At 61.4% G+C, this 25,393-nt stretch carries 26 protein-coding genes; 18 read left to right on the plus strand and 8 right to left on the minus strand.

Translation table 11 applies throughout. From position 1 onward, the window contains the following. Positions 1–25 precede the first annotated feature (25 nt). Genes JZ00_RS25685 through JZ00_RS25715 form a run of 7 tightly spaced genes read left to right on the plus strand, consistent with a single transcriptional unit; the run spans position 26 to position 6,981 of the window. Positions 26–1,363, plus strand: coding sequence for a TadE/TadG family type IV pilus assembly protein (locus JZ00_RS25685; RefSeq protein WP_039594032.1), 1,338 nt, complete (start codon positions 26–28; stop codon positions 1,361–1,363). A gap of 8 nt (positions 1,364–1,371) precedes the next feature. Then, entirely contained in the window at positions 1,372–1,851 is a 480-nt protein-coding gene (locus JZ00_RS25690; protein WP_039594033.1) for a TadE/TadG family type IV pilus assembly protein, read from the plus strand. After that, entirely contained in the window at positions 1,851–2,345 is a 495-nt protein-coding gene (locus JZ00_RS25695; protein WP_039594034.1) for a TadE family protein, read from the plus strand. The genes JZ00_RS25690 and JZ00_RS25695 overlap by 1 nt, the downstream gene beginning before the upstream one ends. Beyond that, the gene (locus JZ00_RS25700) at positions 2,339–3,559 is read left to right on the plus strand and encodes an AAA family ATPase (protein ID WP_039594035.1); all 1,221 of its coding nucleotides are present in this window, start codon (positions 2,339–2,341) and stop codon (positions 3,557–3,559) included. The genes JZ00_RS25695 and JZ00_RS25700 overlap by 7 nt, the downstream gene beginning before the upstream one ends. A gap of 3 nt (positions 3,560–3,562) precedes the next feature. Further along, a complete protein-coding gene (locus JZ00_RS25705; protein WP_039594036.1) occupies positions 3,563–5,005 on the plus strand; it encodes a CpaF family protein in 1,443 nt (480 codons plus the stop codon). Further along, positions 5,002–5,988 (plus strand): type II secretion system F family protein, encoded by a 987-nt coding sequence (locus JZ00_RS25710; RefSeq protein WP_039594037.1) that lies wholly within the window; start codon positions 5,002–5,004, stop codon positions 5,986–5,988. The genes JZ00_RS25705 and JZ00_RS25710 overlap by 4 nt, the downstream gene beginning before the upstream one ends. 27 nt (positions 5,989–6,015) lie before the next feature. Beyond that, positions 6,016–6,981, plus strand: a complete 966-nt coding sequence (locus tag JZ00_RS25715; RefSeq protein WP_039594038.1) for a type II secretion system F family protein — start codon at positions 6,016–6,018, stop codon at positions 6,979–6,981. 337 nt (positions 6,982–7,318) lie between these two features. Here JZ00_RS25715 and JZ00_RS25720 read toward each other — a convergent pair whose 3' ends face one another. The 5 genes from JZ00_RS25720 to JZ00_RS25740 all read right to left on the minus strand — a co-directional run bounded on the left by JZ00_RS25720 (position 7,319) and on the right by JZ00_RS25740 (position 12,904). Continuing rightward, a complete protein-coding gene (locus JZ00_RS25720; RefSeq protein WP_039594039.1) occupies positions 7,319–7,588 on the minus strand; it encodes a DUF3613 domain-containing protein in 270 nt (89 codons plus the stop codon). Between the two features lie 22 nt (positions 7,589–7,610). Further along, positions 7,611–8,324: a tetratricopeptide repeat protein gene (locus JZ00_RS25725; RefSeq protein ID WP_045156604.1), complete on the minus strand. Its 714-nt coding sequence runs from the start codon at positions 8,322–8,324 to the stop codon at positions 7,611–7,613. Positions 8,325–8,371: 47 nt separating this feature from the next. Next, a complete protein-coding gene (locus JZ00_RS25730) occupies positions 8,372–9,595 on the minus strand; it encodes a type II and III secretion system protein family protein (RefSeq protein WP_039594040.1) in 1,224 nt (407 codons plus the stop codon). Between the two features lie 375 nt (positions 9,596–9,970). Further along, a complete protein-coding gene (locus JZ00_RS25735; protein ID WP_039594041.1) occupies positions 9,971–10,378 on the minus strand; it encodes a PA2817 family protein in 408 nt (135 codons plus the stop codon). 78 nt (positions 10,379–10,456) lie between these two features. After that, positions 10,457–12,904, minus strand: coding sequence for an acyl-CoA dehydrogenase (locus JZ00_RS25740; protein WP_039594042.1), 2,448 nt, complete (start codon positions 12,902–12,904; stop codon positions 10,457–10,459). 292 nt (positions 12,905–13,196) lie between these two features. On the opposite strand from JZ00_RS25740, the gene JZ00_RS25745 reads away from it, so the two are divergent. The 3 genes from JZ00_RS25745 (at position 13,197) to JZ00_RS25755 (ending at position 15,662) form a co-directional block, all read left to right on the plus strand. Continuing rightward, complete coding sequence (locus tag JZ00_RS25745) at positions 13,197–13,820, plus strand: glutathione S-transferase family protein (protein WP_039594043.1); 624 nt, start codon at positions 13,197–13,199, stop codon at positions 13,818–13,820. Between the two features lie 133 nt (positions 13,821–13,953). Beyond that, positions 13,954–14,886, plus strand: coding sequence for an ABC transporter ATP-binding protein (locus tag JZ00_RS25750; protein ID WP_039594044.1), 933 nt, complete (start codon positions 13,954–13,956; stop codon positions 14,884–14,886). Next, positions 14,883–15,662: an ABC transporter permease gene (locus JZ00_RS25755; protein ID WP_039594045.1), complete on the plus strand. Its 780-nt coding sequence runs from the start codon at positions 14,883–14,885 to the stop codon at positions 15,660–15,662. Before JZ00_RS25750 ends, JZ00_RS25755 begins: the two co-directional genes overlap by 4 nt. Before the next feature lie 79 nt (positions 15,663–15,741). Here the strand turns inward: JZ00_RS25755 and JZ00_RS25760 are convergent, their stop codons facing one another. Further along, entirely contained in the window at positions 15,742–16,257 is a 516-nt protein-coding gene (locus JZ00_RS25760; protein WP_039594046.1) for a DUF2062 domain-containing protein, read from the minus strand. A 145-nt stretch (positions 16,258–16,402) separates the two neighbouring features. On the opposite strand from JZ00_RS25760, the gene JZ00_RS25765 reads away from it, so the two are divergent. The 8 genes from JZ00_RS25765 to murB all read left to right on the plus strand — a co-directional run bounded on the left by JZ00_RS25765 (position 16,403) and on the right by murB (position 23,267). Next, on the plus strand, positions 16,403–18,649 hold the full coding sequence (locus tag JZ00_RS25765; RefSeq protein ID WP_039594047.1) for a DNA internalization-related competence protein ComEC/Rec2: 2,247 nt from the start codon (positions 16,403–16,405) through the stop codon (positions 18,647–18,649). Between the two features lie 96 nt (positions 18,650–18,745). Further along, positions 18,746–19,381, plus strand: coding sequence for a MotA/TolQ/ExbB proton channel family protein (locus tag JZ00_RS25770; RefSeq protein ID WP_162488979.1), 636 nt, complete (start codon positions 18,746–18,748; stop codon positions 19,379–19,381). Further along, complete coding sequence (locus JZ00_RS25775; protein WP_039594048.1) at positions 19,378–19,806, plus strand: ExbD/TolR family protein; 429 nt, start codon at positions 19,378–19,380, stop codon at positions 19,804–19,806. Before JZ00_RS25770 ends, JZ00_RS25775 begins: the two co-directional genes overlap by 4 nt. After that, on the plus strand, positions 19,806–20,816 hold the full coding sequence (gene lpxK, locus JZ00_RS25780) for a tetraacyldisaccharide 4'-kinase (protein ID WP_039594049.1): 1,011 nt from the start codon (positions 19,806–19,808) through the stop codon (positions 20,814–20,816). The genes JZ00_RS25775 and lpxK overlap by 1 nt, the downstream gene beginning before the upstream one ends. A gap of 24 nt (positions 20,817–20,840) precedes the next feature. Next, on the plus strand, positions 20,841–21,026 hold the full coding sequence (locus JZ00_RS25785; protein ID WP_003179363.1) for a Trm112 family protein: 186 nt from the start codon (positions 20,841–20,843) through the stop codon (positions 21,024–21,026). Next, positions 21,023–21,787, plus strand: a complete 765-nt coding sequence (gene kdsB, locus JZ00_RS25790; RefSeq protein WP_039594050.1) for a 3-deoxy-manno-octulosonate cytidylyltransferase — start codon at positions 21,023–21,025, stop codon at positions 21,785–21,787. Before JZ00_RS25785 ends, kdsB begins: the two co-directional genes overlap by 4 nt. Beyond that, entirely contained in the window at positions 21,787–22,251 is a 465-nt protein-coding gene (locus tag JZ00_RS25795) for a low molecular weight protein-tyrosine-phosphatase (RefSeq protein WP_039594051.1), read from the plus strand. The genes kdsB and JZ00_RS25795 overlap by 1 nt, the downstream gene beginning before the upstream one ends. Further along, complete coding sequence (murB, locus tag JZ00_RS25800) at positions 22,248–23,267, plus strand: UDP-N-acetylmuramate dehydrogenase (RefSeq protein ID WP_039594052.1); 1,020 nt, start codon at positions 22,248–22,250, stop codon at positions 23,265–23,267. The genes JZ00_RS25795 and murB overlap by 4 nt, the downstream gene beginning before the upstream one ends. Positions 23,268–23,403: 136 nt before the next feature. On the opposite strand, the gene JZ00_RS31640 is transcribed toward murB, so the two are convergent. Together JZ00_RS31640 and JZ00_RS25810 are read right to left on the minus strand one after the other, a co-directional pair. Next, complete coding sequence (locus JZ00_RS31640) at positions 23,404–23,904, minus strand: hypothetical protein (protein WP_152668473.1); 501 nt, start codon at positions 23,902–23,904, stop codon at positions 23,404–23,406. An 8-nt stretch (positions 23,905–23,912) separates the two neighbouring features. Next, a partial coding sequence (locus JZ00_RS25810) for a DUF2345 domain-containing protein (protein WP_046510187.1) occupies positions 23,913–25,393 on the minus strand: 1,481 nt, incomplete at its 5' end.

The following is a 25,393-nucleotide window of genomic DNA, read 5'->3' on the forward strand; positions in this document are numbered from 1 at the left end:
CCTCAACGGTGTAGATGAGGGCTCGATGATGAATGCCAGTATCCGGCAGCCGTTGACGCTGCCTCGACGCCAGGGAGGGGCGGTAAGTGTATTGATGGTGATCGCGTTGGCGGCGATCGGCATGATGGCGGCGCTGGCGTTGGACGGCGGACACATGCTGCTGAACAAGACGCGGCTGCAGAACGCGGTGGATGCCGCGGCCCTCGGTGGCGCCAAGACCCTTAGCCAGGTATCCGGCGGCATGAACATGGCCAGCACGACCCGTGCGGCGGCCTTGGACACCCTGAGCAGAAACGCCAACGCCGTCGGCAACGCTGAACTGGCCACCGCCGTCGCCGGGAACCCGGGTGCCTTTGCGGCGGTGGAGCTGTCCAGCAGCGTCTACGGCCCGTTCTCTTATCCCGGCCCGTCGGACGCCAAGTACGTGCGGGTTTCGGTCCCCAGTTATCAACTCAACGGCTTCTTCTGGAGCTTCGTCCAGTCCGTGGGCGACGGCAGCCTGGGCGGCAAGGCCGTGGCGGCGATTGCCACCGCAGGGCCCAGTCCCACAGCGCCTTGCGACCTCGCACCGTTGATGGTCTGTGGCGACGCCAGCCAGTACGACCCGGCCGCCGGTAACTTCTGGAGCTACCACTTTGGCGACCTGGTGGTACTGAAAACGGCGGCGGGCAACACCTCGCCCATCGGGCCGGGCAATTTCCAGTTGCTTGATTTTGGCTCCGGTGGCAGCACGGTCCGTCAGGACCTGGCCGGCGGCGGCTCGGTCTGCCGCGCCGTGGGAGACACCGTCCAGACGTCGCCGGGCAATACCGTGGGTCCTGCGTCCCAAGGCTTGAACACGCGCTTTGGCATCTATAACGGCCCGGTCAGTGCCTCCGACTACCCGCCGGATCTGGTCACCTCTTCGAGCTCGCCGGCCATGACCTACAACGACACGCTCGCCCAGGCGCAGTACAAGGGCCAGGCGGTCACCTCGAGCGGCGGCGATTTGTCTGCGGGCGGCGAGGCGATCCCTGACTACAACGACTGGCGAGCCCAGGTTTCCGCCTGTGTGGCTGGCAGCGGCACGGGCTGCCAGAGCAACGGTGTCTTCGAGCGTCGGATGCTGAAAATCGTGGTGGGCAATTGCACCGGCAAACAGGGCGGCTCGACGTCCATTCCGGTGCTGGGGTTCGGCTGCTATTTCGTTGTGCAACCAATGAACGGCGGCGGCACCCAGGCGCAGATATTCGGCCAGTTCGCCTACGAATGCGAAGGCGACAACGTCCCGGGGCCGACCCCGAGCAGCGACGCCGGGCCGCAGATCATCCAGCTCTACAAAACCTATATCAACGGCAGCAGCACGCCGAGCACCGACTCGTAGGAGGCGTCATGACACAGGCCCCTTTCAAATCACCCTGCGGCCAGCAAGGCGTGGCGCTGGTGGAGTTCACCCTGGTGCTGCCGGTATTGCTGTTGCTGTTGCTGGCCTTCGGCGAGTTCGGCCGCATGCTTTACCAATACAACGTGCTGTTGCAGGCCAGCCGCGATGCCGATCGCTTCGTGGCCGGCCAAGCGTGGAACGCCACCCTCGGCACGGTTTCCCTCACCAGCACACTGCAGGCCCAGACCAAGAATGTCGCGGTCTATGGCGTGCCGAGTGCCACCGGCACCGCGGTGGTGTCCGGGTTGACCACCGACCATGTGCAAGTCGTCGCCGAAGGCGTCGACCATGTACGTGTCACCATCACGTTTACCTTCTGCCCGGTGATTGGCGCGGGCAGCTGCAGCGGATCGATTCCCGGTTTCTTCGGCAGCGCCATGTCCTTGGGCATCCCGCTGGTCGCGACCACCGTCATGAGGGCGTTGTGATGAACCGCAAGCAGATGGCCGGTACTTACATCGTCGAATTCGCGTTCGTGGGCCTGCTGGTGTTCACCCTGTTGTTCGGTGTGCTGGAGATGGGGCGGCTGTATTTCACCGTCAACGCGCTGGATGAAGCGGCGCGACGCGGAGCGCGCCTGGCGGCGGTGTGCAACATCAGCGACCCGGTGATCCTGCGCCGGGCCATCTTCAACGCCGCGACGGACTCAGGCGCCAGCCAACTGATTGGCAGCCTGACCACCGCGAACCTGGCGCTGACCTATCTGGACGTCAATGGTGCGGTGGTGGCGAACCCCGCCGATACGTCCGGTGCCAGCGGATTCCGCGCGATCCGCTACGTGCGGTTGAGCGTCCAGGATTTCGTTTTCAACCTGTTTATCCCCGGGCTGGGCGTGCCCATTACCTTGCCTGCCTTCAGGGCAACCTTGCCGCGGGAAAGCCTGGGGCGCCATATCGATTCAGGGGAGATCACACCATGCTGAACACTCGGGAAAACCCGCTGACGAGCGCCACTGGCAAGGCCGGGCTGCGGATACTGATCAGCAGCCGCGACGCCGCGTCCCTGCGTGACCTGCAATGCGTCTGTCAACGCATGCCGTGCCTGGAAGTGAGCACGCGCCTGGTCAGCAACGGCCATGTCGATCCGCTCTATGGCCTGGACCGCATGCCTGACCTGCTGTTGTTGCGGGTCAGCCATTTGTGGCGTGAAGAATTGTCCGCCCTGCTGCAGCGTCCGGCCCATGAGCGCCCGGCGATGCTGGTGTGCGGCCTGTTGGGAGAACAGGAGGGCATGCGCCTGGCGATGCAGGCCGGCGCTCGCGACGTGTTGCCCGAGCCGTTCGCCGATACGGAACTGGTGGCTGCGTTGAATCGCCTGGTGGCGGAGGTCCGCCTGGGCAGCGGCAACGAAGGCAAGCTGATTGCGGTGATCGGCGCCAAGGGCGGCTCCGGTGGAACCCTGGTGGCGTGCAACCTGGCCCAGCAGCTCAGCGCCCGGGCAGGCAATACGCTGTTGCTGGACATGGACCTGCAATTTGGCAGTGTGACCCATTACCTGGACGTGGCGCAGTCCCACAGTCACCTGGACGTGCTGCAACAGGTCGAGGATATGGACGGCGTTGCGCTGCGGGGTTTCTGCAGCCACTTCAGCCCGACCTTGCACGTGCTGGGCGGCCGGGCCGGCGAACTGTGCCTGCCCCAGGACGCCCAGCCGGAACAGCTCGACACCCTGTTGCAATTGGCCCGCTCCAGCTATGACTGGGTGGTGGTGGACCTGCCGCGGCAGATCGATCATCTCACCGGCTCCGTGCTGGAGCAGGTGGACCGGGTCTACGTCGTGCTGCAGCAAAGCGTCAGCCACCTGCGTGACGCCAGTGCACTGGTGCGGGTTCTTCGCGAAGACCTGGGTGTGCGGGGCGACCAGTTGCAGATCGTGGTCAACCGCTACGACAAGAACGCCGCCGTCAGCCTCAAGGACATCGGCGAGGCGCTGCGTTGCCCGAACCTTTCGAAATTACCCAATGACTTCAACCTGGTCAGCCAGAGTCAGAACACTGGCGTGCCGTTGGGGCTGCATGCGCCGAAGGCGGCCATTACCGTCGCCTTGCGCGATCTGACCGAAGACCTGGTCGGTCACCAGATGGCCTCGGACAAAGGCCTGCTCAAACGCGCCTTCAACCGTTTCTTCGGGGGATGACCCATGATCAGTGATTTTCGCAACCGCCTGCGCAAACAGCCCGGCAAACCCGCTGTCTCGATGGTCGCCTCGCACGGCGACAATGCACCAGACCCGGCCGAAGGACTGATGGCCTGGGAACATGCGATTCCCGATGTGCCCTATGAAACCCGCAGCCAGGTCACCCCGGTGGAAGCCGAATGGCGGGAAAAGATCTACCAGCAGTTGCTCAAGGTCATGGACCTGTCCTTGCTCGATGCCCTCGAACAGGCCGAGGCCACGCGGCAGATCCGCGACATCTGCCAGCGCTTGCTTGAAGAACACTCGGCCCCCGTGAGTACGGTCAGCCGACAGTTGATCATCAAGCAGATCACCGATGAAGTGCTGGGGTTGGGGCCGCTGGAACCGCTGCTGGCCGACCACAGCGTGTCCGACATCCTGGTCAACGGTTTTGCCTCGGTCTATGTCGAGCGCTTCGGCAAGTTGCAGCGCACCGACGTGCGCTTTCGCGATGACCAGCACCTGCTCAATATCATCGACCGCATCGTTTCCAGCCTCGGGCGACGCATTGATGAATCCTCCCCATTGGTGGACGCCCGGCTCAAGGATGGTTCGCGGGTCAACGCGATCATTCCGCCGCTGGCGATCGACGGCCCAAGCATGTCGATCCGGCGCTTTGCCGTGGACTTGCTCAACACCGATAGCCTGATCCAGGTGGGCACCATGACGCCGGCCATTGCCTTGCTGCTCAAGGCCATCGTTCGCGGGCGCCTGAACGTGTTGATTTCCGGTGGCACCGGCAGCGGCAAGACCACCATGCTCAACGTGTTGTCGAGCTTCATCCCGCACAACGAACGCATCGTCACCATCGAGGACTCCGCCGAACTGCAACTGCAACAGCCTCACGTGGTGCGCCTGGAAACCCGGCCTTCGAATATCGAGGGACGCGGCGAGGTGAGCCAGCGTGAACTGGTGCGCAATAGCCTGCGGATGCGCCCGGATCGCATCGTCATCGGCGAGGTGCGTGGCGCCGAAGCGATGGACATGCTCACGGCCATGAATACCGGCCACGACGGTTCCCTCACGACGATTCACGCCAACACCACCCGGGATGCGTTGGGTCGCGTCGAAAATATGGTGTCGATGACCGGGGCGACATTTCCCATCAAGGCCATGCGTCAACAAATTGCCTCGGCCATCGATGTGGTGATCCAGCTGGAGCGTCAAGAAGACGGCAAGCGTCGCGTCACCAGCATGCAAGAGATCAACGGTATGGAAGGTGAGGTCATCACCATGACCGAGATTTTCTCTTTTGCGCGCCATGGCATCGGCGAGCACGGGGAGGTCCTCGGTGAATACAAGCCCAGCGGCATGATCCCGGCCTTTCGCGATGTACTGGCCAAGCGCGGCATCGAACTGCCTCTGAGCCTGTTCCGACCCGAGTGGATGGAGGGCCGGCAGCCATGAAAGGTATCCCGGGTGAATTCATCCTGATGTTCCTTGGCATGGTCTTCATTGCCGTGTTCCTGCTGTCCCAGGGTGTGGTGGTGCCGGTGTTCGGCGAGGCCGGGAAAATGCGCAAGCGCATTCGCGGTCGCCTGCACGTCCTGGAGAAAGCCAACCACCTGCCCAATATGCAGACGGTGCTGCGGCAGAAGTACCTGACGCGCCTATCGCCCCTGGAAGCGCGGTTGGAACAGCTACCGTTCATGGCCCACCTGACACAGCTGATCGAGCAGGCCGGGCACGAGTACCGCGCCTACAGGGTGATGTTGCTCGGCCTGGCCCTGGGGGCGGCGGCGGGTGCCTTGGTGCTGATCGTCTGGCCGATCTGGTGGGTGGCGCTGTTGGTGGCGTTTGCCGTGACCTGGTTGCCGCTGTTCAAAATCATGCGTGATCGCAACAAGCGTTTCGCCGCGTTCGAGGAAGGCTTGCCGGACGCGCTGGACGCCATGTGCCGGGCCCTGCGCGCCGGACATCCGTTCAATGAGACCCTGCGCCTGGTCGCCGAGGAGCATAAGGGCCCGGTAGCCCAGGAGTTCGGTATGACGTTCTCCGACATCAACTACGGCAACGACGTGCGCAGGGCCATGCTCGGCTTGCTGGAGCGCATGCCGAGCATGACCGTGATGATGCTGGTCACCTCGATCCTCATCCACCGCGAGACCGGCGGCAACCTGACCGAAGTGTTGGAGCGCCTGAGTCGCTTGATCCGCGGGCGTTTCCGTTTCCAGCGCAAGATCAGGACGCTGTCGGCCGAAGGGCGGATGTCAGCCTGGGTGCTGGTGGCGATTCCTTTCGTGCTGGCGGTCGCCATTGTGGTCACCAGCCCCAGCTATCTGCCGGTGCTGCTCAATGATCCGATAGGCCACAAGCTGATCATCGGTGCGTTTGGCGCCATGTTGGTCGGGATCTACTGGATTAAAAAAATCATCCGGATCCAGGTTTGAGCGCTATCGCGCCCAGAGGTGACAGTCATGGACTATATGCTTGGGTTGTTCAGTCGATTTACCGGTAGCGAAGAACTGGCGCGCCTGTTGTTCGTCACGGTGATCGGCGTCAGTGCGGTGTTGGCAGCCGGCGCCGTCCTGTTGCTGATGCTCGGTCTGCAAGACCCGGTGCAGCGCCGCCTGGCGCTGATCAAGCGCGGTTACGCCGACGGCGCGGCGGGAAAGGAGGCACCAGGGAACCTGCAACTGTTGCTGGAGCGCGTCGGCCAACGTTTTGCCCCGGCCGAGGCGGCCCAGGCCTCCGCCACCCAGATGCTGTTGACGCATGCCGGCTATCGGTCTGCCTCGGCCGTGCAGATGTATTGGGCCGTGCGCCTGATGTTGCCGCTGATGTTGGTGGGGGTTGCGTTATTGCTGCTGCCGCTGGTCAAGGTATCCCTGGCCATCGGCCTGTTGGGCATCACGCTCATGGCCGGTGTTGGCTGGCTGCTGCCGGCGCTGTATGTCGGCAAGCGCAAACAGGCACGGCAAACCCGGTTGCGCGGCGCGTTTCCGGATGCGCTGGACTTGATGGTGGTCTGTGTCGAGTCGGGACTGGCCCTGCCCACGACGATCGAGCGGGTCGCTGAAGAAATGTCGGTCAGCCAGGTCGAACTGGCCGAGGAACTGGCCTTGGTCAACGCGCAGATCCGTGCGGGCATCACCAGCACCGAAGCCCTCAGGCAACTGGCCGTGCGCACCGGCCTGGACGATATCCAGGGCTTGGTCAGCCTGTTGGCGCAGAGCATCCGCTTTGGCACCAGCGTGGCCGATACCCTGCGCATCTACGCCGACGAGTTTCGCGACCGGCGCACCCAGGCAGCCGAAGAAATGGGCGCCAAGATCGGCACCAAGCTGATCTTCCCGCTGATCTTCTGCCTGTGGCCAAGCTTCTTCCTAGTCGCCATCGGCCCCGCCATGATCGGCGTGTTCAGGGCTTTCGGGAATATGTAGGAAAAACCAATCTCCCACAGTTTTTTGTGTTGTTCCGTTATTTCATGTTCCGCCAGAGATCCAGTGTCGGAGCGTGCCTGTTCGCGAAAGCGGTGCGACAGGCAGTGCAAGTGTTGGGAATGAGCCAGCAATCGCGAGCAACCCACTGGCGCTGTGTGGCCCGGCGGGCCAGGTCAGCCTGACACTGCACCCGTGGCGAGGGAGCTTGCTCCCGCTGGACGCGCAGCGTCCCCGGCCTGTTCAGTCAACACCCACAAACCAAAAGATCGCAGCCTCCGGCAATTCCTACATCGAGCGTAGGGTTGCCGGAGGCTGCGATCTTATAGTCTTGAACGCTTCATTCACTCTTGCTGACATCTCCCCCCATGTCCTGGTCAAAGAACATCGGGATCGGGTAGGTGAAGCTGTTGAGCCAACGCTGCATGGCCAAGTCGCGCTCGGCAGCCGATACGGTTTGCAGGTGGGTGGAAGCAACGACGCCACGAATCTGCAGCTGCATCCAGCTTTCGGTGCCTTGCTGTGCCGCCGAAGATGGGCCAGGCTCGATGGCCCAGGCGCTGGTGGACAAGCAAGCCATGCATACGATCATCAATTGTCTGGTTTTCATTTCCTGGACTCCTCGTAACGCGCTACTTGACCGCGCCGGTTGAGGCATCGACGACCTCGGTCGAGCGGTTTGATGGTGAGGTCACTGCGTTATCGGCCGAGCCCCTGATTCTTTCCGCGCGGGCTTGGGCATCAGCGATCTGCTGGGGGCTCAGCCTGGCCATGTTCGCGAGCTCGGCCGCCTGCTTCCAATTGTCCTGGTAGATCAGCAGGGTCACCATGTTGAACGCCGCCAGCGTGTCCGACTGGCGAAGCTCCATGGCGGTCATGAACTCGAAGCGGGCTTGTGGGATCCGGCGTTGGTTGAGGTAGACGACCCCCAGGTCATTGCGAATCTTTCCTTCGGTAGGGGCCATTTTCGCCGCGCGTTCGAGGTGTTCCGTGGCGCTGGCGTTGTCATGCCTGGCGGCAGCCAACTGGCCCAGGCCATGTTCCGCATCGGCGGCCAGGCAAGTCCCGAGCAGGCTTTTGTACAACGGCTCCGCGTCGCTGCGTCCCATCAGCCGCAGGACGCGAGCCTTGCGCAGGCGGACCTGGACCAGATCTTCAGGCAGCCCTTCAAGATTTGCGAGGCTGGCATACAGACGCCCCTCGTTGGCCATGTCATCGGCCAGGTTGAGGGCCAGTTCCTGGTCTGAGCCGGGCTTGGCGCACTGGGCCGGGCTCGAGGCCACGGTGCCGTTGCTGGCACAACCGGCGAGCATCAAGGACGCCGCTACCGCGATCATTGCTTTCATGGCATGCCCCCTGGGAGCCGGTTGATTTGCGCACTTCAAGTAAGCGCTCATTGGGACAACCCGCTGCGGTTGTCGAACTCGCCGTTTTCCAGGAAATACATGCGATAGAAGTTCGGGTCGTAGTTGCGCAGCTGTTCACCGGGCAGCGTCGGCAGTTGCGCATCGGCGGCCAACGGTTGGACCAGGTGCGGGGTGACGATCATCAGCAGCTCCCGCTCTTCGCGATTGATGGTGTTGTCACGAAAGAACGCGCCGAGTATCGGCACATCGCCCAACCCAGGGAGTTTGTTTACCTGCGAGCTGTTGCGGGTGCTGATCAGACCGCTGATGACGAAGCTCTCGCCGTCAGCCAGGGCAATGCTGGTATCGGTGCGGCGTACGGTCAGCGCCGGCACCAGGGTCCCGGCAATGTTGACCGCGTTGGTGAAATCCAGCTCGCTGACCTCAGGCGCCACTTTCAGCGCAATGCGGTTTTTACCAATGACCGTGGGGGTCAAGGTCAGGCGAATGCCGAACTCCTTGTACTCGATGGACACGTTGTCGCTACCCGCGCTGGGCACCGGAATCGGCACCTCGCCACCGGCCAGGAAACTCGCGCTTTGCCCGCTCAGCGCCACCAGGCTGGGCCGTGCCAGGGTATAGGCAAAACCGCTGCCCTCCAGGGCGTTGATCATCAACAGCGTCTTGCCGGTGGCAAACGACAAATTGAACATGTCGTTATTGACGGGTAGCGAAGGCCGGACGATACCGCCCACCGTGGGCAAGGTCCTTGGCGAGCCGAACAGGAAGTTGCCACGGGTGCCGAAGATCGAGGTCGAGGCTTCCTTGAGCTTGGTGCGGCTGACTTCGACGAAACGGATGTCGGTCTGCACCTGGGCGAGCAGCATGGGGTCTTCGGACGGCACGCTCGCGGCGCTGGTCAACGCTGCGGTGGCTCGGCCGGTGACGAAGATCATGCTCTGGCGCGGGATCTTCGAGCAGGCGGTCCAGACCATCAGGCTCGTGGCGCCGGGCATGAGCCCGGTAAGGATGAAGGCATCGTTGCCGCTGGGCTGCACGTCGGCGACTTTGGGGTCGCCCACCGCCAGCTTCGTGACAGGGGCCAGAATACGCAGTTCATTCTGCAGCCCTTGGCCGACCTCGAAAGTGGCGGGCAAATTTTCAAGTTGCGAACAACTGTCCGCCGCGGCATGAGCGGCATCCAGGCCAAGGCCCATCCAGAACAAGCAATGAATGAAGCGTCTTACGGTGGGCGGGGTGCAATGAGTCATGAAGTGATCCTCGATAGAGAGGCCATCCCTAGGCAATCAATTGCCTCGGATCACTTAAGGGGCCCGGGCTGCCCCTTTGTCTCTGACTGTTGCTGATTATTACTGTCAGGGGGCGACGAAAGGCGCCCCGAGTTCTGCTGTTGTGACAGTAGTACACCCATGGCAAAGCGCCACGACCCAAATACTATTTTCGTCTGAAATCTGACGGAAGGAGAGAGAGCCCAAAAATAGCGTCAATAAAACGTTATTCGGGGCTTTTTACGAGGGTGACGAAATTGACGGTCGAATGAAAATCGAATCGATTAACCGTCCTTGATCCATGAAAAAGGCCCGCAGGGTTCTACACTATGCGGGCCTTTGCATTGCTGTTTGCGATCAGTGCTTGCTGTCCTGATCCGACATCGCCAGCAATTGTTTTTCCTGGTTCCAATCGAAGGGCTCGTCGTTTTGCTCAGCTTCGAAACGACGTTCCTCCAAGGCCTGGTACAGGTCGATTTCTTCGTCGGGCATGTAGTGCAGGCAATCGCCGCCGAAGTACCAGAGCAAGTCACGTGGGACCAAGTGGGCGATCTGCGGGTAACGGACGATCACCTGGCACAGGAGGTCCTGGCCCAGGTATTGGCTTTCGATCGGATCGACCGGCAACTGAGCGCGCAAATCATCAAAGCGCTCCAGGAATAGCGCATGGCTTTCTTCGGGAACCTGTTCGGCCTCACCCACGGCGACCAGGATGCTGCGCAAGTGGTCAAGCAAGACGAGGTGATCGGCAACGACGTTGGACACGAGATAAGTCCTCAAGAGCAAAACGGGCGCAGGAGTATAAAGTGCCTGCGCCCTCTTTTACATGCTAGTCCGACCGGATCACCTGACTTTGTCCTCGGCAAGCGTAAGCGCTTGCTTATCAAAATCATCGACATCGATGACTTTACGCCTTGCCGCTTCGGCTGCGCGCAGGGTCTGGGCCTCACCGGCTTGCAGCACGCCCGCTTGCAACGCTGCGTCGAAAAGGTGCTCTCCGGGGGCCGGGTCGAGTTGACCCTGCTTCATCGCCACGTGCAATTTCTTGTGAAGCGGATGGGCAGCGGCCAGCAGGTCGGCGGCATGTTGCAGAGCGCCCACCGGATCGTCCTGCGACTGCGGGCGATAGCAACCTTGAAGCAGTTCTTCCAGGGTCGGATCGCCCTTGGCTCGCCCAATAACGGCGGCGACTTCGGCGTCCAATTTGTCGCTCGGCCCTTTGTGACGCCGGCCGAAAGGGAACACCACCACACGCAACAGGCAGCCCAGCACGCGGTTGGGAAAGTTGCTCAGCAGTTCGTCCAAGGCCCGCTCCGACTGGCCCAGGCTTTCTTCCATGGCCCACTGGAACAGTGGCGCCATGTGGTCCGGCGAATCGAGGTCGTGGTAGCGCTTGAGTGCAGCCGAGGCCAGGTAAAGATTGCTCAACACATCACCCAGGCGGGCGGATAAACGTTCGCGGCGCTTGAGCTCACCTCCCAGCAACATCATGCTCAAATCCGCCAGCAGGGCAAATGCCGCCGCTTGGCGGTTGAGGGCGCGGAAGTAGCCTTGGCTCAGGGCGTTGCCCGGCACGTTGTCGAAATGCCCGAGGCCCAGGTTCAAGACCAGCGTGCTCGCGGCGTTGCTGATGGCAAACCCGATGTGCTTGAGCAGCAATCCGTCAAATTCGATCAGTGCCTGGTCTTTGTCCTCGCGGGTGGCCAGGGCCATTTCCTTGAGCACGAAAGGATGGCAGCGGATGGCCCCCTGGCCGAAGATCATTAAATTGCGCGACAGGATATTCGCGCCCTCGACCGTGATGAAGATCGGCGCGCCTTGCCAACTGCGCCCCAGGTAATTGTTCGGGCCCATGATGATGCCTTTGCCGCCGTGAACATCCATGGCGTGGCTGATGCATTCGCGGCCACGTTCGGTCAGGTGGTACTTGAGGATCGCCGACAGCACCGAAGGTTTTTCGCCGAGGTCCACCGCGTTGGCCGTCAGCATGCGCGCGGCGTCCATCAGCCAGGCGTTGCCGCCGATGCGCGCCATGGCTTCCTGGATGCCTTCGAAAGCTGACAACGGCACGTTGAATTGTTCACGCACCTGGGTGTACTGGCCGGTGACCAGGCTGGTGAACTTCGCCGCGCCGGTACCGACCGCGGGCAGGGAAATCGAGCGCCCGACCGACAGGCAGTTCATCAGCATCATCCAGCCCTTGCCGAGCATGGCCTGGCCGCCGATCAGGAAATCCAGCGGGATGAAGACATCCTTGCCCCAGTTCGGTCCGTTCATGAAGGCAGCGCCGAGGGGCAGGTGGCGACGGCCGATTTGAACACCGGGCGTATCCGTGGGGATCAGCGCGAGACTGATCCCCAGGTCCTCTTCGTCGCCCAGCAAGTGGTCCGGGTCATAAGCCTTGAAGGCCAGGCCGAGGAGGGTGGCGACCGGGCCGAGGGTGATGTAGCGCTTTTCCCAGTTCAAGCGCAGGCCGAGGGTTTCCTCGCCTTGCCATTCGCCTTTGCAGATGATCCCGGTGTCGGGCATCGCCCCGGCGTCGGACCCGGCCAATGGACCGGTCAGCGCGAAGCAGGGAATGTCGTCGCCCCGGGCCAGTCGCGGCAGGTAGTGGTTGCGTTGTTCATCGGTGCCGTAATGCAGCAGCAGTTCCGCCGGGCCCAGGGAGTTGGGGACCATGACGGTGGAAGCCAGGTCGCCGCTGCGGGTCGCGAGTTTCATGGCTACCTGGGAATGGGCATAGGCGGAGAATCCTTTGCCGCCGTATTCCTTGGGAATGATAAGGGCGAAGAAACCATGCGCCTTGATGTGTTCCCAGGCTTCGGGCGGCAGGTCCATGGCCTGGCCGATCTGCCAGTCGCTGACCATTGCGCAGAGGGCTTCGGTCGGGCCGTCGAGGAACGCCTGCTCTTCTTCAGTCAGTCGAACCTTGGGGTAGGCCAGCAGCGTGTCCCAGTCCGGCCGGCCGCTGAACAGTTCGCCATCCCACCACACCGTGCCCGCGTCGATGGCGTCTCGCTCGGTCTGGGACATGGGCGGCAAGGTTTTCTGGAACCAGTCGAACATCGGCGCGCTGAAATGTGTGCGGCGCAGGTCTGGCAGCAGCAGCGGAGTGGCGATGGCGGCGAGCAGCAGCCAGAGAACGAGCATCAGCCATCCGGGCGCATGGCTGGCGATGCCCATCACCACCAGATAGATCGCGACGATGCCCAGCGCCGGCAGCGGGGCGGTGCGACGATGCGCCAGCCAGGCGACCCCGACGACCAGAACCAGTATCCACAACAACAGCATAAGTGATCCTCCGTGAACCAAGGCGAAACCGACCTCCAGAGCTTAGACGGCCCCTGCAAAACCGGCAGTAGGCGCGATGTGATTGATTCGTGGGAAACCCTCGACGTATCGCGCCAGTCTGGTTGGCAACAGCCGTGGGAAATCGTTCGTCACCAAAGTGAGAAAACGCCATTGTTTGGCGCAAATGCCTTGTCGGCCCAGGGCGACTGCCGGCGCGCATTCGCGCGATGATTTGAGCCATTGCTGATCCGGCGTATGCTGCTGCGGCATTTATCCAACGAGGAAAGCCGTGATGCTGAAGATCTGGGGCCGGAAGAATTCATCGAACGTGCGCAAGGCGTTGTGGTGCGCCGAAGAGTTGGGATTGGCCTACGAGGCCATTGATGCGGGGGGCGCGTTCGGTGTGGTGGATACGCCTGAATACCGCGCGAAGAATCCCAACGGCCGGGTTCCGATGATAGAAGACGATGGCTTCGTGCTCTGGGAGTCGAACACCATCGTTCGATACCTGGTGGCGCGCCATGCCCCGGGTTCGGCCTGGTATCCCGCTGATGTACAGGCCCGGGCCGAGGCAGATAAATGGATGGATTGGACGACGTCGAGTTTCGCCACACCGTTTCGAACGGTGTTCTGGGGCGTCTTGCGCACCCCGGCCGAGCAGCAGGATTGGAGTGCCATCAAGGCCGCTATCAAGGAATGCGATGACTTGTTGGCCATGGTGGAACAGACGCTGGGCGAACAGCCTTACCTTGGCGGTGACGAAATTGGCATGGGCGATATTCCCCTGGGCAGTTTCATTTATGCCTGGTTCGAGATGCCCATCGAGCGTGCCGCGTTGCCCAATGTGCAAGCCTGGTACGCACGGCTCCAGCAGCGTCCGGCCTATCGCAAAGCCGTCATGACCGCGTTGACTTGATAGTTACTATCGACACGCTTCACTGTACTTGCACGACGACGCCACGCACCATTGCCTTCGTACGCCATGGTTGTATTGCTCGCCGTGCGCCCTTATCTAGTGTTCTTTCCCCCTTCTTGGTGCGTAATCCAATATGAGTTCCGCTCTGTCCATACGGCAGTTAACCAAAACCTACGGCAACGGTTTCCAGGCCCTGAGTGGTATCGATCTGGACGTAGCCGAAGGTGACTTCTTCGCCTTGCTTGGCCCTAACGGCGCCGGCAAATCCACCACCATCGGCATTCTTTCCACCCTGGTGAACAAGACCAGCGGCACGGTCAATGTCTTCGGCCACGACCTGGACCGCGAGCCCGCCGCGCTCAAGCGCTGCATCGGCGTGGTGCCCCAGGAGTTCAATTTCAACCAGTTCGAAAAAACGTTCGACATCGTCGTGACCCAGGCCGGCTACTATGGCATCCCGCCGAAGATTGCCAATGAGCGCGCCGAACAGTACCTGACCCAATTGGGCTTGTGGGACAAGCGCGACGTGCCGTCCCGTTCATTGTCCGGCGGCATGAAGCGACGCCTGATGATCGCGCGCGCGCTGGTGCACGAACCGCGGTTGTTGATCCTCGACGAACCGACCGCGGGCGTGGACATCGAGCTGCGCCGTTCGATGTGGACCTTCCTGACCGAGCTGAACAAGAAGGGCATCACCATTATCCTGACCACGCATTACCTGGAAGAGGCCGAGCAGCTGTGCCGCAACATCGGCATCATCGACCACGGCACCATCGTCGAGAACACCAGCATGCGGCAACTGCTGAGCCAATTGCATGTGGAAACCTTCCTGCTGGATCTCAAGCATGACCTGAGCGTCAGCCCCCAGCTCGTTGGTTATCCGGCGCGGCTGCTGGACGGCCACACCCTGGAAGTCCAGGTCGACAAATCCGTCGGCATCACCGGCCTGTTCACCCAGCTGGCCCTTCAGAACATCGAAGTGCTGAGCCTGCGCAACAAGACCAATCGCCTTGAGGAGTTGTTCGTGTCCCTGGTGGAAAAAAACCTGGCGAAGGTGGCCGTATGAGTTCCGAACTGCGCCCCAACCTCATCGCTCTCAATACCATTGTCTACCGTGAAGTCCGACGCTTCATGCGGATCTGGCCGCAGACCTTGCTGCCGCCGGCCATTACCATGGTTCTGTACTTCGTGATCTTCGGCAACCTGATCGGCCGGCAGATCGGCGACATGGGCGGCTTTACGTACATGGACTACATCGTGCCGGGCCTGATCATGATGTCGGTGATCACCAACTCCTACGGCAACGTCGTGTCGAGTTTTTTCGGCAGCAAGTTCCAGCGTTCGATCGAAGAACTGATGGTCTCGCCGGTTTCGCCCCATACCATCCTGATCGGGTTCACCTTGGGTGGTGTGTTGCGAGGGCTGGCGGTGGGTTTTATCGTGACGCTGCTGTCGTTGTTCTTCACCGATCTCCAGGTGCATCACCTGGGGGTGACGATCCTGGTGGTGGTGCTGACGGCGACGATTTTTTCATTGCTGGGTTTCATCAATGCCGTGTTTGCGCGCAACTTCGATGATATCTCCATCATCCCCACGTTCGTGCTGACGCCGCTGACCTACCTGGGCGGGGTTTTCTATTCGATTTCCTTGCTGCCACCGTTCTGGCAGACCGTATCGCTGGCCAACCCGGTGTTGCATATGGTCAACGCGTTTCGCTATGGGATCCTTGGGGTTTCGGACATTCGCATCAGTATCGCGATTACCTTCATGGTGGTGGCGACGGTGGTGCTTTATGTGGGATGCGCGCGGTTGTTGGTGAGTGGGCGGGGTATGCGGACCTGAGGTGATCCTGGGTTGTCGTTATCCTGCGGGTATGAAAAACCGTTTCTTCGGTAATCGAAGAAACGGTTTTCATAAGCACTCACATCCGACTTCGCTTGCGTCGCCGCCACTGCCTCGCCACCCACCATCGCCAATACGCCATGGTCACAAAGTAAGCCAGCACCCCAAGCACCAGCCCCGTCACCACCGAACCCAGCAAGAACGGCTGCCACAACGTCGACAGCTGATTGGTGATCCATTCCCACGTCAGCTCGTCAGGCAGCGTCCGGGCCGGCACGTCCATGAGCCAGGCACCGGTTTGATAAGTACAGAAGAACACCGCCGGCATGGTGATGGGATTGGTCAGCCAGACCAGGCTCACTGCAATCGGGATGTTGCCACGGACTGTGACGGCCAGCGCTGCGGCCAGCAGCATTTGCAGGGGAATCGGCAAGAAAGCGGCAAACAGACCGACGGCCATCGCCCGAGCCACGGAGTGGCGATTGAGGTGCCAGAGGTTGGGGTCGTGCAGCAGGGTGCCGAGAAAGCGTAAGGATTTGTGTTCCCGAATGCTCGCTGGGTCAGGCATGTAGCGTTTGAATAGGCGCCGGGGCATAAGGACTTCTCGGTCGGATCACAGCAGTCAGGCCGCAAGTATGTCCGGATTCTACGGCTGACAGATTCAGACTTTGTGACAATTGATAACGCGCAGGGTGCCCTGGAACGTCTAAGCCTGAGAGGGAACTCTCAAGGATGGGCTTATGCGCACGGCAATGGTCGCGCTTGCACTGGGGCTGCTGGCTCCGACTTTCCTACCGGTATTGCCACCGTTCTGGTTGATGGCAGCCATGTCTTTAGCGGCATTGCTGGCGTTGCCGACGCGTGCGTACCTGGCAGGCGTTTTTTTCATTGGGCTGGCCTGGGCCTGTTTTTCGGCACAGATTGCATTGGACGATCGGCTGTCCGTCGCGCTGGAGGGGCAAACCCGCTGGGTCGAGGGCCGTGTCGTCGGGTTGCCGCAACACAGCGATGGCGTGGTGCGTTTCGAACTCGCGGATGCGTATTCCCGGCGCACGCGCTTGCCGACATCGATGCGTCTGGCCTGGTATGGCGGGCCGCTGGTCAACAGTGGCGAAACATGGCGCCTGGCGGTGAAGCTCAAGCGCCCCGCGGGGCTGCTCAATCCCCATGGCTTCGACTATGAGGCCTGGCTGTTGAGCAGGGGCATCGGCGCCACCGGCACCGTCAAGGATGGATCGCTGCTGCAGCCGGCCCAGGGTGCCTGGCGTGATGGGGTCCGCCAGGCGTTGGCGAACGTCGACGCCCAGGGTCGTTCCGGTGCGCTGTTGGCGCTGGTCCTCGGCGACGGCGCCGGGCTGAGCCGCGAAGATTGGCAGGTGCTGCAGGACACCGGCACTGTCCATTTATTGGTGATTTCCGGGCAACACATCGGCCTGCTTGCCGGCCTGGTCTATTTGTTGGTGGCCGGCGCGGCGCGTCATGGCGTTTGGCCGGCGCGTTTGCCGTGGTTGCCCTGGGCATGTGCGCTGGCCTTTGCCGCGGCCCTGGGCTACGGCTTGCTCGCCGGCTTCGAGGTGCCGGTGCGAAGGGCCTGCGCAATGATCGGCCTGGTGCTGCTATGGCGCTTGCGCTTTCGCCAGGCGCAACCGTGGTGGGCCTGGCTGGCGGCGTTCGTGGGCGTGTTGGTGCTGGATCCGCTGGCGAGCCTGCGGCCAGGGTTCTGGTTGTCGTTCGCCGCAGTGGCGATATTGATGTTCACGTTCGGCGGTCGCCTGGGTCCCTGGCGTTGGTGGCAGACCTGGACTCGTGCCCAGTGGTTGATCGCCCTGGGGCTGTGCCCGCTGTTGCTGATCCTGGGACTGCCGGTCAGTCTCAGCGGTCCGTTGATCAACTTGCTGGCGGTGCCTTGGATCAGCCTGCTGGTGCTGCCCTCGGCACTGCTTGGCACGGCGTTGCTGCCGATACCCTTCGTCGGTGAAAGCCTGCTCTGGATCGCCGGCGGGCTGCTTGATCTGCTGTTCAAGGGGCTCGCCCTGGCTGCGGGGCAGGTGCCGGCCTGGGTGCCTCCCGCCGTACCGCTTTGGGCGTGGTGCATTGCGGCGTCCGGTGCGCTGCTGTTGTTGCTGCCCAAGGGCGTGCCGCTACGCCTCCTCGGGTGGCCGATGTTGTTGCTGATCGTTTTTCCTCCAGGGGAAGAAGTGCCCATGGGCCAAGCCGAAATCTGGCAATTGGACGTCGGCCAGGGGCTGGCGATACTGGTGCGCACCCATCGGCATACCTTGCTTTACGACGCAGGCCCGCGCTTTGGCGAGGCGGATGCCGGCGAGCGCGTGGTCGTGCCGACCTTGCATAAGCTTGGCGTGCAAGAGATCGACCTGATGTTACTGAGCCACGCCGATGCCGATCATGCCGGTGGCGCCCAGGCCGTGCGCAACGGATTACCAACGACCCGGGTCATCAGCGGTGATCCGCAAGCGCTGCCCGGCGATTTACAGGCGGGTCCGTGCAATAGCGGCGACAGTTGGACATGGGACGGGGTCAGGTTCGAGCTCTGGCGCTGGGCTTCGGCCATCGAAAGCAACCAGAAATCCTGTGTCTTGCTGGTCGTGGCTGGCGATGAGCGACTGTTGTTGACCGGCGACATCGATACCCACGCCGAGCGCGCTTTGCTCGAAGGCCCCCTGGCGGGGCCGATCCAATGGCTGGCGGCACCGCACCACGGCAGCCGCAGCTCATCGTCGATGGCGCTGCTGGCGCGGCTCAAGCCTCATTCCGTGTTGATCTCCAGGGGACGAAGCAATGCTTTCGGTCATCCGCATCCGTGGGTGATGGAGCGGTACCGCAGGTTGGGCCTGTCGATCCTCGACAGTGCCGAGCAGGGCGCCATTCGTCTGCAACTCGGTGCCTTCGTGCCAGCGCATACCGAGGCCGGCGTTCGGCGCTACTGGCGTGACCGGCTGGCCGCAGGGGCTTGGACAGAACATTGACCCAGCTCATCGGACATGACCCTGTTGTCGGCGGCGCGGGTCTGCACCGGGCGTCTGTATGATAAAGTGGCGCACTTTTTCGAGGGGGCTGTCACTGTGTGGGAATTGGTCAAATCCGGCGGCTGGATGATGTTGCCGATCATTCTGAGTTCCATCGCGGCACTGGGTATCGTTGCCGAACGCCTGTGGACCTTGCGGGCCAGTCGCGTGACCCCGGAGCATTTGCTCGGGCAGGTCTGGGTCTGGATCAAGGACAAGCAACTGAACAAGGACAAGCTCAAGGAGCTGCGGGCCAGTTCGCCGCTGGGTGAAATCCTTGCCGCAGGCCTGGCCAACTCCAAGCATGGTCGCGAGATCATGAAGGAATGTATCGAAGAGGCGGCGGCCCGGGTCATCCATGAACTTGAGCGCTACCTCAATGCCCTGGGCACCATCGCTGCCATGGCCCCGTTGCTGGGTTTGTTGGGCACGGTACTGGGCATGATCGATATTTTCAGCGCGTTTACCGGTACCGGCATGAGCACCAACGCATCGGTGCTGGCCAGCGGTATTTCCAAAGCGTTGATCACCACCGCAGCCGGTTTGATGGTGGGTATCCCCTCGGTGTTTTTCCATCGCTTCCTGCAGCGCCGCGTCGACGAACTGGTGGTGGGCATGGAGCAGGAAGCCATCAAGCTGGTCGAGGTGGTGCAGGGTGATCGTGACGTGGACCTGGCCGGGGGCAAGAAGTGAAATTCCGCCGCAAACCACGGGAAAACATCGAGATCAATCTCGCGTCGCTGATCGACGTGGTCTTCATCCTGCTGCTGTTTTTCGTCGTGACCACCACTTTCACCCGGGAAACCCAGCTCAAGGTCGAACTGCCGCAGGCCGTCAGTGGCTCGCCGGCCGAAGACCAGCAATTGAAAAACCTTGAAGTCATCATCAGCGCCGAGGGGACGTTCTCGGTGAACAACCAGTTGCTGCCCAAAAGTGACCTGGCGAGCCTGATCGAGGCCCTGCAGAAAGAATCCGGCGGCGACACCAACCTGCCGCTGTCCATCAGCGCCGACGGCAAGACGCCTCATCAATCGGTCATCACCGCCATGGACGCGGCCGGCAAGCTCGGTTTCAGCCATCTGCGCATGACCACGGTCGAGGCGGCTCCCGCACCCTGATGGCCATGTCCGATCGATTGCTTGCCGCCTGGTATGAAGGGCATCGCGCCCTTGAGCTACTGCGGCCACTTGAATGGTTGTATCGACGCGTCGTGGTCGGCAAGCGCGAGCGATTCCTGGCAGGCGAGGGTGATATCTACCAGCCCCCCGTGCCGCTGGTCGTGGTCGGTAATATCACCGTTGGCGGTACTGGCAAGACGCCGTTGATCTTGTGGATGATCGAGCATTGCCAGCGCAGCGGCCTTCGGGTCGGCGTGGTCAGCCGGGGTTATGGCGCCAAGCCGCCGCAGTTGCCTTGGCGAGTCGAGGCCAGCCAGGGCGCCGACGTCGCGGGTGACGAGCCGCTGCTGATCGTCCAGCGCACCGGGGTGCCGTTGATGATCGATCCCGATCGCAGCCGCGCTGTCCAGACCTTGTTGGAAACCGAGCCGCTGGACCTGATCCTGTCCGACGACGGCATGCAGCACTATCGCTTGGCGCGGGACCTTGAACTGGTACTGATCGACAATGCCCGTGGCCTGGGCAATAGGCGCTGCCTGCCCGCCGGCCCGTTGCGCGAGCCAGTCGAGCGCCTTCAGTCGGTCGACGCCGTGCTGTTCAACGGCGCCGCCGCTGATCGCGAGGACGGCTTTGCCTTCGAGTTGCGGCCTACCGCCCTGGTCAACCTGGCCAGCGGCGAACGGCGCGCCCTCGATCACTTCCCGCCCGGCCAGGCCTTGCACGCCGTGGCCGGCATCGGCAATCCGCAGCGTTTCTTCAAGACCCTTGAAACGCTACACTGGCGGCCAATACCGCACGGGTTTGCCGATCACGCCGAGTACAGTGTCCGGGCCTTGAGCTTCACGCCGTCCCTGCCGGTGGTCATGACGGAAAAGGACGCGGTCAAATGCTGTGCCTTCGCCGCGCCCGACTGGTGGTACCTGGCGGTGGATGCAGCTCCTTCGCCGGCCTTCTCGGCCTGGTTCGATACGCAGCTGATGCGCCTGTTGCCGGATCGACTCTTGCCTTAAACGTTTTATCCAGGGGATTTTTTCATGGACACCAAACTGCTCGATATCCTGGCTTGCCCGGTCTGCAAAGGCCCGCTCAAGCTCAGCGCCGACAAGACCGAGCTGATCAGCAAGGGCGCCGGCCTGGCCTATCCGATTCGCGACGGCATCCCAGTGATGCTCGAGAGCGAAGCTCGCACCCTGACCACCGATGAGCGCCTGGATAAATGACTACGGTGTTTACTGTTGTTATTCCGTCGCGCTTCGCTTCGACGCGTTTGCCCGGCAAACCGCTGCTGTTGATCGCCGGCAAGCCGATGATCCAGCACGTCTGGGAGCAGGCCAGCAAGAGCAGTGCCCAGCGCGTGGTGGTCGCGACGGATGACGCGCGCATCGAGGAGGCCTGCAAGGGCTTTGGCGCCGAGGTGGTGATGACTCGCGAGGACCACAACTCCGGCACCGATCGCCTGGCGGAAGTGGCTGCGAAACTCGGCCTGGCGCCCGATGCAATCGTGGTCAACGTGCAGGGCGACGAGCCGTTGATTCCCCCAAGTGTCATCGATCAGGTCGCCGAGAACCTCGCGGCCCACCCCGAGGCACGCATGGCCACCTTGGCCGAGCCGATCGAGGATCTGCAGGCGCTGTTCAATCCCAACGTGGTCAAGGTGGTCAGCGACCTCAATGGCCTTGCGCTGACCTTTAGCCGCGCCACCTTGCCCTGGGCACGGGAAGCCTTTGCCCAGCATCCCGACGTGCTGCCCGCAGACGTGCCGTTCCGCCGTCATATCGGCATCTATGCCTACCGCGCCGGCTTCCTCCAGGACTTCGTCGCGTGGGGGCCATGCTGGCTGGAGAACACCGAAGCCTTGGAGCAACTGCGAGCGTTGTGGCATGGCGTGCGGATCCACGTGGCCGACGCCCTGATCGCTCCGCCTACCGGTGTCGACACTCCCGAAGACCTCGAGCGCGTTCGTCGCCTGCTGGAGGCTTGATGCGGGTTCTGTTCGTCTGTCTTGGCAACATCTGCCGCTCGCCCACTGCCGAAGGCATCTTGCGCCACAAGTTGCGCGAGGCCGGGCTGGAGGGGCAGGTGGAAGTCGCTTCCGCCGGCACCGGCGACTGGCACGTCGGCAAGGCGCCGGACAAACGCAGCCAGGCCGCGGCGCTGCGGCGTGGCTATGACTTGTCCGCCCAGCGGGCCCGGCAGGTATCCCGCGCCGATTTCGCGGCTTATGACCTGATCCTGGCGATGGACAGCACCAACCTGCGCAATCTCAAGCTCTTGCAACCGGCCAATGCCCGTGCGGAGCTGGACCTTTTCCTGCGTCGTTACGAGGCCGAACTCGATGACGTGCCCGACCCGTACTACGACGGCGAGCAAGGTTTCGAGCAAGTGCTGGACCTGATCGAGCGCGCCACGGATCGTCTGGTGATCGAATTGAAGGGGCGGCTATGACCTTGCAAGTCCGGGCGGACGTCAGTCTCAAGCCATTCAACAGCTTCGGCGTGGATGTCTGCGCCCGTTTGTTTGCCGAGGCCCAAAGCGATGCGGATGTTCGTGAAGCCCTGGCCTATGCCGCCGGCCACGACGTGCCACTGCTGGTGATCGGCGGCGGGAGCAACCTGTTATTGACCGGCGACATCGATGCACTGGTGTTGCGCATGGCCAGTCGGGGGATCCGACTGCTCAGCGATGAAGGCGAGCGGGTGGTGATCGAGGCCGAGGCCGGCGAGCCGTGGCATCCTTTTGTCCAGCACACGCTGGCGCAGGGTTGGGCGGGCCTGGAAAACCTCAGCCTGATTCCCGGCACGGTGGGTGCGGCGCCGATGCAAAACATCGGTGCCTACGGTGTGGAAATAAAGGATGTCTTCGCCGGCCTCACCGCGCTGGATCGCTACACCGGCGAGCTACGGAATTTCACCCTCGACGAATGTGCTTTCGCCTACCGCGACAGCCTGTTCAAGCAGCAGTCGGATCGCTGGCTGATCCTGCGGGTGCGTTTCGCCCTCAGCCGTATCGCGCATCTGCACTTGGAGTACGGCCCGGTGCGCCAACGGTTGACCGAACAAGGCATCGACCAGGCAACGCCCAGTGATGTCAGCCGCGCTATTTGCAGTATCCGCAGCGAAAAACTCCCAGACCCGGCCGTGCTGGGCAACGCCGGCAGCTTCTTCAAGAACCCGTTGGTGCCGGCCGCTCACGTGGCGCATCTCAAGGATCAGTACCCCGACCTGGTGGCTTATCCACAGCCTGGCGGGCAAATGAAAATCGCCGCCGGCTGGCTGATCGAACGGGCTGGCTGGAAAGGCTTTCGCGAAGGCGACGCCGGCGTGCATAAGTTACAGGCGCTGGTGCTGGTCAATTACGGCAATGCCACCGGGCTTGAGCTGCTGGACCTGGCTCGACGGATCCAGAAAGACATTGCCGAGCGGTTTCAGGTTGATCTTGAGATGGAGCCTAATCGGTACTGAGGGGAGCAGATCGGCAGTTGGGCTTGGCATGGTCATGCGACTCAACTGGTGGGCCGGGATAACTGGGCTTATCCCGGCGCTTCTTCAGCTCGCTCCGTATCTGTTCTTCCGGGCGAAGTGCTAACAATCCGATAATTCAACAAGCAGCCTTGACTGTTCTTCCATCAGGTTCGTACTGGTACTGCCGGTAATTAAAGAATCCTTCCCGCTGCTGTCCCACGCAGAAAACCGCATCATAGAAAAGTATGCTATGACGAACCGGGTTGGCGACAATAAGGTTCATTCTCGCGTAGTACGTGTCCCCGGGTCTCAACGCCTTCGGCGCCACCTGCTCGTGGTATCCAGGCGGCAAAAAACCATAGGAAACACAACCTCCAGGTTCTAGATGGATAGGCGTGCCGTTTTGGGCCAGTTCAATTTCCCACATTGGCTTGCGCCTCCCCTCTCGTAGACTTTTCTCGGACACCCATATTGAGTCAATCCTTACGCTGTTCTGGGCTGCTTTTGGAATACAAATGAACATCTTTCCTTTATCTGAATCGATAACCGCTTCGCCCGGCATTCCCCATGGGGTCGCCTCGACTGAAGAAGAGAGGGCGCTCGACGCAACGAAAAAAACCGATATGAAAGGCCTCATGACGTTGCTCAGCTAGGCAAAAGGCGTTTGTTAAACGGATTGATCATGAGGTCCTTTAATACTAGTGCCAATAGGCTCGGATCTTTGGTTCGATTGTGGCGATTCCAGACGGAGTTTGGTTCGTGCTCAACGCAGATCAAATAGTAGTCCGAAACAATCTCTCCCTGTTGTTCCAAGTTGTACTCCGAAAATGTGCTGTCGTTGTGCAACGTATATTCGTAGGCTGCCGCCCCCCTGCTAGTTACCGTCATGCCTGATTTTTTTACTGGGAAACCCAACTGGTACTGCCACACATGCGTCATTTCATGCATGAACAGCGCTTTATCACGACCATTGCCCGTTGAGGAGAAATCGTCCCTGTAGTACTCAGTACTTGCTGGGTAGTACATTTCCCCATTGGGTGTAACAGCCGTATTCTGGAACCCCAGAAACAACCACCACCCACCGTGATGCACTTTGACTTTCGTATAGTTAATTGCATCCTTGAATACGGTTCTAGCCATGGCGATCTCTCCCGCCGTCAGCGCCCGTTTCTTGCCTTCAGGCAGTGGCACGTTTCGGGCGGAGGTACCGACATTCGTATCGTTGGTAGAAACTTCCAAGGGCTTCAAATCAACTTCCAGTGACGTCTGGGCATTAAGTGCCGCGCAGCAGAAAGACTCCACTTTTTCAGGAGGGAAGAGCTTCAACTGAGTGACCTGTATTGGTTTTTCGGTCACGAGGCGCTCCGTGTAACCCTGTTCATCCGTCACGCCTTCTACAGTGCTGCCGTCAGCCAAGGTGAGTGAATATTTGAGGTTGCTTGCCAACTCACCGCTAGAACTGATCAAGCGAAGTTGTTCGTCGTAAACTGCCTCAGGCAATTCAACCCGCAGATTTCCCGGCACCAAGGTATTGACGCTCATGGTCCGCCCATCCCTGTCCGTTACCCCATTGAACACATCCCCCTGTTGAGTCGTAACGCGATAGCGGGCAAACGGCATTGCTGCCTGGGCGTGGTCTTTCAGCGTATAGCCGGCGGCATAACCGGCCGGTAATGGGGAGGCAGGGGTATGCAGGCTGGCCCCTTGGGTTTTTTCCACATGGGAGGCCTTCAAATAGACGTTGCCCGGTGCACCCAGCTCGATATCACCGTCTTTCAGGCGGATGTAGGCGCCACCGCAGTTGAGCACCAGCTCCTGCGGTGCGCTGATTTCCACGCGCCCTTGAACACTTTCAATTTTCACATCGGTCTTCGCCAAGGCGTGAAGATCATTCCCTTGAGCATGTAGCTCGATCTTTCCTCCGGCAGATTTGAGTTGTATCCCAGCTTCCTTGGCCACTACGCTGATGCCGCCTTGCGCGGTGGCGGTGATGTCGTGGCCCGCGCTGATATCAGCGTTGTGCGCAGCGATGATGCCAACGCTTTCGGCGCCGGAGGCCAGGCATACGGCTTCAGGGCTGACCACGCCGATCCCGCTTGGCGCATGCAGCAGTACGCCAGGTTGCT

The sequence above is a fragment of the Pseudomonas frederiksbergensis genome, from assembly GCF_000802155.2.
Classification (GTDB): domain Bacteria; phylum Pseudomonadota; class Gammaproteobacteria; order Pseudomonadales; family Pseudomonadaceae; genus Aquipseudomonas; species Aquipseudomonas frederiksbergensis_A.